Consider the following 11,438-nt stretch of genomic DNA (forward strand, 5'->3'; position numbering starts at 1 on the left):
AGCGCTCAACCACGGCTCAGGAAGACATCGGCCAGCAGTTGATTGCGCGGCAGTCCGGCCAGGAACAGACGCTTGGCAAACGCGTCGACACTGGCAGTCGAGCCGCAGACTAAGGCCAGGGTTTGTCGGGAGACAAGGCGCAGTTGCGCCAAAGCGCCCGGCAACTCGGCCGCCGTCCACCCTTCGACGCTGAGGTTTTCCCGCTGCGCGGCCAGTGCTTCAAGGGGTTTGGCCAGGTAATGCCCGTCGGCATCATGGGCCAGATGAATGACGCGGATGGCGCCGCGATGATCGTGACGCAAGGCTTCGCGCAAGACACCGAACAACGGGCCGAGCCCGGTGCCGGCGGCGAGCAGCCACAGCGGCCGGTCATGCCAGTCCGGGTCGTAATGCAACGCACCGCCGCGCAGTTCGCCGAGGCGGATCGGGTCGCCGATCTGTAGGCGGCGCGCGGCATCGCTGAATTCGCCGGGCTGGCGGCAATCGAGGTGGAACTCGAGAAAGCGGTCTTCTTCCGGCAGGCTTGCCAGCGAATAAGGCCGCGCAATGTGGCCGGCCCATAGCACCAGATGCTGGCCGGCGCTGTAGCGCAACGGCCGCTGGGGTGTCAGGCGCAATCGCAGCACGCTGTCGCCGAGCCAGTCCAGCGCTTCGACCGTGGCCGAGCGACCATCGGTGACGGGGTCGAAAGTATGCACCTGCAAGTCTTCGATCACCTGGCACTGACAGGCCAGCCGCCAGCCCTGATCACGCTGCTCGGCGCTCAAGGCATCGGGGCGACTGTCGGCGGGCAAGCCCTGCACGCATTGCACCAGACACGCATGGCAACTGCCGGCGCGGCAGCTATAAGGCACCGCCACACCGTTCTGATTGAGGGCATCGAGCAGGTTGCTGCCCGCTGCCACCGACCACTGTCGTTCACCGACCCGCAGTTCAGGCATCGACGTTCTCCCACGCGGCTGCGCAACGGTTGCGCCCGTCACGCTTGGCCCGGTAGAGCGCCTGATCGGCACGCTGCAAGGCATCGTCCAGATCATCGCCCAGTTCCAGCAGGGTCATGCCGGCGGACAGGCTCAGGTTTTTCACGTTCAGGCCCACCAGTTCGACGTCGGTGAAGGCGATGCGCAGCCGTTCGCAACAGGCGGTCAGGCGCTCGGCGTTGCAATCGGGCAGCAGCACCACGAATTCTTCACCACCATATCGCGCCAGCACATCGCCGTCGCGCAGACAGGCCCCGGCCACCCCGGCGAAGGCTTGCAGCACCTGATCGCCGGCGGCATGGCCGTGAATATCGTTGATGCGTTTGAAGTGGTCGAGGTCGATCAGCGCCAGGCCATGCACCACGTCGGCCTCCATCGCATTCAGCTCGCGGGTGGCCAGGCGCAGGAAATGCCGGCGATTGAACAGCCCGGTCAATTCGTCGGTGGCCACCAGGTCTTCGAGCTGGCGCATCATCCCGCGCAGGGTGTCCTGATGCGCCTGCAAGGCGAACCGCCGCTGGCGCATGCGTTGGCGCGACGTCTGGACGAAACGCGCGTAAATCACCAGCCACGCCAGCACGATCAGCAGAATGCACGCCTGCAACGCGGACAGCGCCGGATCGTGAAGACGCATGTGATAACCGTCCCACAGCGTGATGGCGCAGAAGCTGAAGAACACCAGCATCGCGCAGCGCACGAACGCCCGTTGTGAAAGATGGAACAGGCCGAACAGCAGGATCAGCACATAAAAGACCAGAAACTCGCCCCGAGCCTCCTCCAGATGTGCAATCAGCCACGTCTGCCAGCCGAGGCCAAGCAGCACTTGTGCTTCCGTCAGGCTCGGGTCGGAAAAACGCAGGTTGCAGCCAGAAAAGAATAGGGCAAACAGGGTCGCCTGACTGATTACCACCAGTGCACTGCCGACGGCGACGCCGGCCAGTGAGTCATTGTAATGACCAGTGAAATACGCCAGCCACAGCAGCAGCAAAGCCAATCCATAGGTGGCTGCAGCGAGGGCGAAGCGTTTGAGCAAAAGACGTTGAATGGCGTTATGGGTCAATCGTTGACTCACCGTGCGATAAGAGGCTGACCGAGTGTCCTACTCTACAGACCGGCTGCCACTTTAGTGGCCCAGTCGATAAATGACCATTGATTTTCGGGCCGGGTATTTGGCGTCAAAAACCTGCAGCCATGCGACCAACGAATGACTCCCGGCAGATGTGCCCGCCACCGAGGCGCGGTATACTGCCGCGCCTTTTTAGCGTCGCGCCAGCAGCCCCGGCGTGCCTTGAAAGGTGTCTGCGACCGACCGATGCACCCAAGCCGCAGGCACCTTATTGAATGTTCCCGTCTTTTAGAGGAGCGCGACTCATGACCGTGATCAAGCAAGACGACCTGATTCAGAGCGTTGCCGACGCCCTGCAGTTCATTTCCTACTACCACCCCGTGGATTTCATCCAGGCGATGCACGAAGCCTACCTGCGCGAAGAATCGCCAGCGGCCCGTGACTCGATGGCGCAGATCCTGATCAACTCGCGCATGTGCGCCACCGGCCACCGGCCGATCTGCCAGGACACCGGCATCGTGACCGTGTTCGTGCGTGTGGGCATGGACGTGCGTTGGGATGGCGCGACCATGAGCCTGGACGACATGATCAACGAAGGCGTGCGCCGCGCCTACAACCTGCCGGAAAACGTCCTGCGTGCTTCGATCCTGGCCGACCCGGCGGGCGCTCGTAAAAACACCAAGGACAACACCCCGGCGGTCATCCACTACTCCATCGTTCCGGGTAACACCGTGGAAGTGGACGTAGCGGCCAAGGGCGGCGGTTCCGAGAACAAGTCGAAAATGGCCATGCTCAACCCGTCCGACTCGATCGTTGACTGGGTACTGAAGACCGTTCCGACCATGGGCGCCGGCTGGTGCCCACCGGGCATGCTGGGCATCGGCATCGGCGGCACTGCCGAGAAAGCCGCCGTCATGGCGAAAGAAGTGTTGATGGAATCCATCGACATTCACGAGCTCAAAGCCCGTGGCCCGCAGAACCGCATCGAAGAAATGCGTCTGGAGCTGTTCGAGAAGGTCAACCAGCTGGGCATCGGCGCCCAGGGCCTCGGTGGCCTGACCACCGTGCTCGACGTGAAGATCATGGATTACCCGACCCACGCCGCCTCTTTGCCGGTGTGCATGATCCCGAACTGCGCCGCCACCCGTCACGCGCACTTCGTGCTCGACGGTTCCGGCCCTGCTTCGCTGGAAGCGCCACCGCTGGACGCCTACCCGGAAATCGTCTGGGAAGCCGGCCCGTCGGCCCGTCGCGTCAACCTCGACACCCTGACCCCGGAAGACGTGCAGAGCTGGAAGCCGGGCGAAACCGTCCTGCTCAACGGCAAGATGCTCACCGGTCGCGACGCCGCGCACAAGCGCATGGTCGAGATGCTGAACAAGGGCGAAACCCTGCCGGTGGACCTCAAAGGTCGCTTCATCTACTACGTCGGCCCGGTTGATCCGGTCGGTGACGAAGTGGTTGGTCCCGCTGGCCCGACCACCGCCACGCGGATGGACAAGTTCACCCGTCAGATCCTCGAGCAGACCGGCCTGTTGGGCATGATCGGCAAGTCCGAGCGTGGCCCGACCGCCATCGACGCGATCAAGGACAACAAGGCCGTGTACCTGATGGCCGTCGGCGGTGCCGCTTACCTGGTGGCGCAAGCGATCAAGAAGTCCAAGGTCCTGGCGTTCGCCGAGCTGGGCATGGAAGCGATCTACGAGTTCGAGGTCAAGGACATGCCGGTCACCGTCGCGGTGGACAGCAAAGGTGAATCGGTACACATCACCGGTCCTGCGATCTGGCAACAGAAGATCAGCGAAAGCCTGGCGGTTGAAGTGCAGTAAGCGCTTCATCCGTCAGTGAAAAGGCCGGGCGGTCAGCAATGACCGCCCGGCCTTTTTTTCGCCTGCCATAAAGTGCAGACAAAGACACCTGTCAGATCTGACAGGTGTCGAAGGAAAAATGCTCTGTTAGCGTGCAATCTCGGCATTCACTGGTTGCGTTGCTATGGTTCCTGATGCAGATGCGCTCGTCACCCCGCCCTCCATTGCCAAAACTGCGTCCATTGCCACCAATGGACGCAGTTGGGGGGAGATCGGTGCGACCGGGCAACGGTCTTACTCATTGACGTTGCCGATCATCGCTGCGCGCTCGCTCAATCCTGACCTGCAACTGGTCTATGACGGCAACGCGGGTAACGGCAAGTGCGGCCTCGGCTGGGACTTGCCGCTGCCAGTCATCTCCCGCAAGACCAGCAAGGGCGTACCGAAATACGCACCCGACGACGTCATGCAGGCGGACGGCACCGAACTGCGACCCGAACTGACAACCCGCGGCAAGATCAAGGCAACCCGGCGCACCCGTGGCAAGGGCAAGAACGCCCGCAAGTTTTCCGTGGTGCGCTACATCCCTCGCCTGGAAAGTACGTTCGACCGCTACGAACGCTGGACCTCTGCCGACGGCAATACCTTCTGGATCGTGTTCCGCGCTGACGGCTCGCAAGATTGCTATGGCAATAACCCGGGCTCACGCATCTACGACCCGGCAGACCCAGGCAATATCGCCACGTGGTTGCTGGTGGAAACCCGGAACGCGGTGGGAGAAAACATCTTTTACGAATACAAGGCCGATGACAAAGTCGCCGACGCTCGTTTTGATTACCAGGCCCAACGTTATTTGCGTCAGGTCTGTTACTGCAACAAGAGCGCCAGCACTGATCTGTATTGCCTTGGTAATGAGCAGCCAGAACTGCTGGACTGGCTGTTCCGGCTGGTCGTCGACTACGGCGAACGCGTCGCTGGCTATGACGACATCCCACCGTACACGGCCGCCAACGAAAACGCCTGGACGGTGCGCTCCGATCCGTTTCGCATGCATCGTTTCGGCTTCGAGGTCGGCACCCGGCGCCTGTGTCGGCAGTTTCTGCTGTTCAACCACACCGGCCCCGCTCCGGCCCTGGTCAATCGCCTGTTACTGGAACACGAAACCACGCCGCAGCAATACAACCAGCTGAAAGCCGCGCATCACATGAGTTATGACGCCGCCGGCCAGGTCAAACACACGCCTCCGATCGAGTATTTCAATCAGGCTCTTGTGCTCAACACACTGCCCCAAGCCTTCCTTGCACTTGATCGCATGCCCGGCCTCGACAACGGCCAGCCCTATCATTGCGTCGATCTCTATGGTGAAGGTTTGCCCGGTTTCCTTTGCCAGTACAACAACGCCTGGTACTACCGCGAACCCTTGCGCGGCACACCCGGGACGGACGAGATCAACTACGACCCATGGTCTTTGCTGCCATTGATCCCCAATGCCGACAGCAGTAAATCAGTGCTGCAGATCCTCACCGATCTTACCGGCAACGGACGTCTGGACTGGGTGGTCGCGCAGCTCGGTGGCAGCGGTTATTACACGCTCAACCCGGATCGAAACTGGTCATTGTTCAAACCTTTCAGCCAGTTCCCTGTGGAATTTTTCCATTATTCAGCGCGAATGGGCGACTTTAGCGGTGACGGGCTGGAATCGATGGCCCTCATCGGCCCGAACAGCGTGCGGGTGTATGCGAACCTGAGGGAAAAGGGCTTCGCTCCCGGCCAGGATGTACCCCATGCCCCGGACAGATTGCCGCTGTTCAGCGATGACAAAAGCGCACTGGTGACCTTCAGCAACATGGGCGCCAGTGGAATGGAGCTATGCCGGATTCGCCACGATGAAATCCGTTGCTGGATCAGCCTCGGCCATGGTCGGTTCGCAGAAGGTTTCAAGTTGAGCGACTTGCCGTTCAACTATGGCGAGTTCGATGCCGACCGGGTGCGTATCGCCGATCTGGACGGCTCCGGTGCCCCGGCCTTCATTTACTTGTCTTCGGATTATTTCGAAATCTGGCTCAACCAGGGCGGCAATGGCCTGGCCGCGACGCCGGTACGCGTCCCATGGCCCAGAGGCGTGCGCTATGACAACCTCTGCCAGGTGACCTTCGCCGATCTGCAAGGCATTGGCTGCGCCAGCCTGCTGCTGACCGTGCCACACATGAAACCGCGGCACTGGGTGTATCACTTTGTCAGTGAGCGGCCGTACCTGCTTACCGGCTGCAATAACAACATGGGCTACAGCGCCACCCTGAGTTATCGCAGCAGCGCACAGTTCTGGCTGGATGAAAAACGCCAGGAGCTGATCGCACGCAGGCGCCCGGTCTGCCATCTGCCGTTCCCGCAGATGGTGCTCGAATGGTTGCGTCAGGATGATGAAGTTACCGGTAATTACCTGATGCAGTTCCACGAGTATTTCGAGGGTCACTACGACGGGCTCGAGCGCGAATTCCGCGGCTTCGGCCGGGTCTGTCAGATCGACAGCGAACTGGAATCGGGCAAGGCCGAGAGCGGCCATACGGCGCCGATGCGGATGACGCACTGGTTTCATACCGGCAAAAGTATCGATCTGGTTTTGAACAATATTGGCGACCTCGACGATGAGATACAGCCACTGTGCCCCACTGTCATTTCAGCCTACGACACAAAACTTCGCAAAGAGCGCATTCGCAAGCGACGCAAGGCCGACGCCCCCGAAATTGCCTACGCCCTGGCGGGTCGCCTGCTTCGCACCGAAGTCTGCCAGGCAGACGACCCTGCCCCTGCGCGCCTGTTCTCTCTGAACGAGTCCCGCTATCGGGTGCGGGTCGTCAACGAAAGCCCATCCAGCCTGCTGGTGCTGGAACTGGAAAGCCGCAGCCAACAATACGAACGTTTCATGGACGACCCTAACTGTCAGCACGTGGTCAATCTGGCGTGGAACGAATACGGCCAACTGACTCACAGCCTGACGGTTGCCTGCGCACGCCGTCGAACCGAAACAGACGAACCGCCCTTCGATCAAGAGGATCAGCGGCGCGCCTGGGTGGACAGTCACGATGAGCAACAGCGGCACTTCTATCTGGCGGAAACCCTTGTCGAGCACACGCACCTGATCACTGACGGCCACTGGCTGCTCAATCTGCCCTTGCGCAAGCGCGGCAATGCGCTGATGTTGCCCAAGGGGGCATTGCCGGGTGGATTGACTGCGGACGCAATCAGTTTCGAAAACGTCGTCCTACACAAAGACAGTGCGCAATGGACAGCGGCCCGCGAGCTGACCTCGCTCTCGCAACAAACCTATCTGGAGGCGGCCGGCGAGATTCTGTATCCGCCATTGGCGGGGCCAACCGAGCAGGCGGTGTTCGACAAAAAAGCACTGGCGGCCTACGACGACGTCCCGATTGTCATTCGGGACGAGTTGGCAAAAATCGGCTACGCCCCGATGAAGCTGTTCTTCCCGGAAGACTCGGCACAGGATCAGCTGCAAAACCTGTGGTCGGCACGGAGCGGCTTCTTTACTTACGACAATGCCAACGGTTTTTATCACGTCACCGATGTGCAACCGACCGCCAGCCATGGCGCAACCCACATCACCCGGGACGCAGACCATCTGCTGACCATTGCCATAAGACCGCCGGACGGCTGCGTCACGACAGTGACCTACGACATGCACACACTGCTGCCGTGGAGTGTCACCGACCCCAACGAGAATATTCACGAAGTGCTGTACGAAGCGGGGGGGCATCCCATCGCGCACAGTTCTCATGGAACCGAAGGGGGCGTGCGCGCCGGTTTCGAACCTCTGTCCGTTTATCCACCTCAGTCTGATCTGAGCGTCGAGTTTGCCCTCGCCAATCCGAAAACCGTGCTGGCGTCCGCTGCCGGCGTGGTGCGCACCGATCTGTTCAGCTGGATGCCATTGCTACCGGTCAAAACGGCGCGGCTCAAAAGAAAGCAATGGATCGCCAACGGCCTGATCCTGCCCGACGGGCACATACGCGCATCGGCCCTGCGCGGGTTGACCAGGCTGAAAAAACGCACTGCCAGCGAACAGACCCTGCTCAATATCATCCAGACCGCCCTCAGGCAGCCGGTTCACAGCCTCAACCTGGTTGCCGACCGCTATCACACCGACCCGTTGCAACAGATTCAGATGACCCTTCGCTACGTCGACGGATTCGGCCGGGAACTGCAAAGCAAACAGCTAGTGCCGCCGGGCGATGCCTTTGTGGCCACGTCCGATAACGGCCTCGAGACCGGCGCCGACGGCAAGCCGATTGAAATGCCCGCCGCGCGTCGCTGGCGGGTCATGGGACGCATCGAATACAACCACAAGGGCGAACCGATTCGGACCTATCGCCCTTATTTCCTCGACACCCATCGCTGCATCAATGACAGCGCCATGCGTGAGCACGGCTATCACGACCAAATGTTCTACGACGCGTTGGGGCGTCCGGTCCGGACACTCAATGCCTTGGGCGATCTGGCGTTCGAGCTTCTGCATCCGTGGTTCAAACTCAGTTACGACTTCAACGATACCCACGAACCAGCGCCCGCCGGGCCGGCGAAGAAAACCACGCCGGCAAAACCTGCAAAACGGGTCAAGTCATGAACACCGGCGTGCACCATCTCACACCGAAGATGTCGGTAATCAGCCCCCGTGGCGAGGCTGTCAGGCACGTTGACTATCTGCGCACGGTGGCCGGCGGAGAGGTGCGAGCGCTCATCAACCGACTGCAATATGACGTGGCCGGCCACCTGGTTGCACAGCGAGATCCGCGCCTGTCCACACCCAATACAACAACGGTGCACAGACTCGATGGCATGGCGGTCAGAACCCACAACGTCGACGGCGGAGAACACACTGTCCTGCCCGGCCTCGGCAGCGAGCTACTGCAAAGCTGGGATGCAAACGACAATCACCGGGAGATGGGCTACGACCCGCAACTGCGGCTGCGGAGCGTCACGGAAAACGGGGTAACCGGCATCGAAAACTTCAACTACGACGACGCCCTGGCCGACCCGACGCACAACCTGCGCGGTCAGATGACGGCGCTAAGCGATCCATCGGGCACGTTACAAATCAACAGTTTCGCCATGAGCGGCCCGTCACTGGAAGAAACCCGCACCTTCAAGGACGGCAAGATCTGCACCAGCCGCCAGCGCTTCAGCGCCGTCGGTGCGCGGCTGCAAATCACCGACGCCGGCGGGCATGTACAACAATCGACCTACGACATCGCCGGGCAGCTTATTCAAGTGCAGCTGCAACTCAGTGGACAAAACCTCCAGAATATTTTGAACGGCGCGACTTACAACGCTGCCGGCCAGATCACCGAGCAACGGCTCGGCAACGGCGTGACCAGCCACTGGCACTACCGGCAGGCCGACGGATGCCTGCTTCGCCAATATGCGCAAAAGGCATCAGAACCGGCGGTTCAGGATTTCGAGTATGAGTACGACGCAGCAGGAAACGTCATCCGGATTGTCGCTCCCACCTACAAAACGACGTTTTTCCGCAACCAGCGGGTCGACGGTGAACGTGCATTTGTCTATGACTCGATGTACCGGCTGAAGCACGCCACTGGTTACAGCGACGCCCCGCCCGCAGACAACCCCGGGCGGCCGCAACCCACCGATCCCAATGACCGACTCAACTACGTCGAGTCTTTCGAATACGACGATGGCAACAACCTGAAGAAATTGACCCACGTTCGCGACGGCAACACCTACACCCGCGAGATGTTCATTGACCCTGCGAGCAATCGCGGTGTGCGCTGGAAAACGGGGGACCCGGTCCCTGATTTCGGCGCTCTGTTCGACCCTGCCGGCAATCTCAGGCATCTGCAAGCCGACCAGCCGCTCGACTGGAACAGCCGCAACCAACTGCAATCGCTGACCCTCGTCGAACATGACAGCGGGCCATCGGATCAGGAGCTGTACCAATACAGCCAGGGCACCAGGGTCTACAAACGTCACGAAACCCACACCAGCAAAGTCAGCCACGTGGATGAAGTGCATTACGTGGGAAGTCTGGAAATCCGCACCAAAAGCAGCGGTGAGGAATTGCACCGGATCACTGTCGCAACCGGTATCGGTGAGGTGACTTGCCTGCACTGGGTAGCCGGAAAGCCGCCGGGCATCGATGTTGATCAGGTGCGTTATTCCCATTCCGACCACCTGGGATCGAGCGTGACGGAGATTGATCAACGGGCGCAGATAATCAGCCGCGAAAGCTACTACGCCTTCGGCGGCACCGCGTCGATGGCAGCCCGCTCGCAGATCGAAGCGGACTACAAGTTCATCCGCTACTCAGGCGAGGAAGCGGACGCCACCGGGCTTTATTACTACGGCGTGCGGTATTACGCGCCGTGGTTGTGTCGCTGGGTCAGCAGCGACCCGGCCGGGGATGAGGACGGGCTGAACCGGTACGCATTTGTCGGGAACAACCCGATGACATACGTCGACACTAACGGGCAGACCAGGACACCTGCAGAGCTGAAAAGGCAGGCTGACTACTCGATGAACTTCCTGAGTGCAGCCAACAGGCAAATGGACGTTCTCGAACGACAGATTGACAACCTTTCGAGTCGGAGTCGGTTCCGTACCGTCACCACTGCAAAATTTGTCGTACAAGTCTCGAAGGTTCTTGCCAGTTGGTTCTCCACAAACGATCTCTTCAGTGCGGTGGAAACATTAGCCGGAGGAGATCCTTATTCATCAATGGTGGGTGAACTCAAGGGGCTGACCATCGGCAACTTCACCGCTGATCGTTCCGCTGAACTGGTCGATATGGCCTTTTCAAACTTTCAGGACGTTTCCAACCCTCTGATACCCCGCAAAGCCGATATATCGGCTGAATCAATCTCGCAACAGTCGAGGGGTGTGGAAAGTGGCCCCCTCGATGCTTTCATGCACATCAGATCTTTTGAGCCAAAGGACGCCATCGAAGCCTCGGTCAATGCCATCTCCGCCACCGGGGGATCACAACTCTACGGCGTCGGAGAATTAATAGAACTCGCGAAAGTGGCAGAACAGGGAAGCAGGGCCGAAGAAGGCATGTTTTCACAAGAGATCGACGCGCATCTGAATGCGCTCGACGCATTGCGTGAGAAAGTTGTCAGAGTATCCAATGCCGGCCAAATAGCCTTCAGCGAGCTTGGGGTCAACGAGTTCTACAACTCGGATGTCGATCATCTACTCGATCTGGCGCAAGGGAGAGTCGGCACTCAACAAGCCAGATCAGTCAGACTCGAAAATCTGCACGCACTCACTGAAAAAGCCTTGTACGTTGTCGATGACAGAAAGCAAATGCTCAAGACCTATGGCAGGCGGACCGCGCACAAACAGAAGAACAACTAACAACCGACAGGTGATCAAACCGGGCACGCAAAGGTGAAAATCTGGTCAAGTGGCAATGATGGACACCCAGGGTCATCGGGGGAAAATCACTGACATGCTCCGCGGTCTGGCAAACACGCTTCGACACCACCGGGCCAGACAGAGGGCAGCCCGTGAACACACGGATTTTATAGTGTGATAACAATGCCAGCACCCGGC

General features: G+C 60.0%; 5 protein-coding genes. 3 read left to right on the forward strand and 2 right to left on the reverse strand.

What is annotated here, in order from left to right; translation table 11 throughout:
• Window positions 1-5 precede the first annotated feature (5 nt).
• Both EIY71_RS02505 and EIY71_RS02510 read right to left on the reverse strand, forming a co-directional pair.
• Window positions 6-941, reverse strand: coding sequence for an iron-sulfur-binding ferredoxin reductase (locus EIY71_RS02505; protein ID WP_085745232.1), 936 nt, complete (start codon window positions 939-941; stop codon window positions 6-8).
• Window positions 934-2,040, reverse strand: coding sequence for a diguanylate cyclase (locus EIY71_RS02510; protein ID WP_085745233.1), 1,107 nt, complete (start codon window positions 2,038-2,040; stop codon window positions 934-936). Before EIY71_RS02510 ends, EIY71_RS02505 begins: the two co-directional genes overlap by 8 nt.
• Window positions 2,041-2,351: 311 nt before the next feature.
• Between EIY71_RS02510 and EIY71_RS02515 the strand changes: the two genes are divergently transcribed.
• From EIY71_RS02515 to EIY71_RS02525, 3 genes are all read left to right on the forward strand, one after another.
• Complete coding sequence (locus EIY71_RS02515; protein WP_007960181.1) at window positions 2,352-3,875, forward strand: fumarate hydratase; 1,524 nt, start codon at window positions 2,352-2,354, stop codon at window positions 3,873-3,875.
• Window positions 3,876-4,038: 163 nt separating this feature from the next.
• Window positions 4,039-8,493, forward strand: a complete 4,455-nt coding sequence (locus EIY71_RS02520; RefSeq protein WP_134020367.1) for a SpvB/TcaC N-terminal domain-containing protein — start codon at window positions 4,039-4,041, stop codon at window positions 8,491-8,493.
• Window positions 8,490-11,240, forward strand: coding sequence for an RHS repeat-associated core domain-containing protein (locus tag EIY71_RS02525; RefSeq protein ID WP_134020370.1), 2,751 nt, complete (start codon window positions 8,490-8,492; stop codon window positions 11,238-11,240). The genes EIY71_RS02520 and EIY71_RS02525 overlap by 4 nt, the downstream gene beginning before the upstream one ends.
• Window positions 11,241-11,438: the final 198 nt, after the last annotated feature.

The sequence above is a fragment of the Pseudomonas sp. CH235 genome, assembly GCF_004368175.1.
Lineage (GTDB): Bacteria > Pseudomonadota > Gammaproteobacteria > Pseudomonadales > Pseudomonadaceae > Aquipseudomonas > Aquipseudomonas paraglycinae.

What these genes read in the sequence shown, in the direction of transcription:
- EIY71_RS02505 (WP_085745232.1), bottom strand. Translation starts at nt 941, where the DNA reads ATGCCTGAACTGCGGGTCGGTGAACGACAGTGGTCGGTGGCAGCGGGC.
- EIY71_RS02515 (WP_007960181.1), top strand. Translation starts at nt 2,352, where the DNA reads ATGACCGTGATCAAGCAAGACGACCTGATTCAGAGCGTTGCCGACGCC.
- EIY71_RS02520 (WP_134020367.1), top strand. Translation starts at nt 4,039, where the DNA reads ATGGTTCCTGATGCAGATGCGCTCGTCACCCCGCCCTCCATTGCCAAA.
- EIY71_RS02525 (WP_134020370.1), top strand. Translation starts at nt 8,490, where the DNA reads ATGAACACCGGCGTGCACCATCTCACACCGAAGATGTCGGTAATCAGC.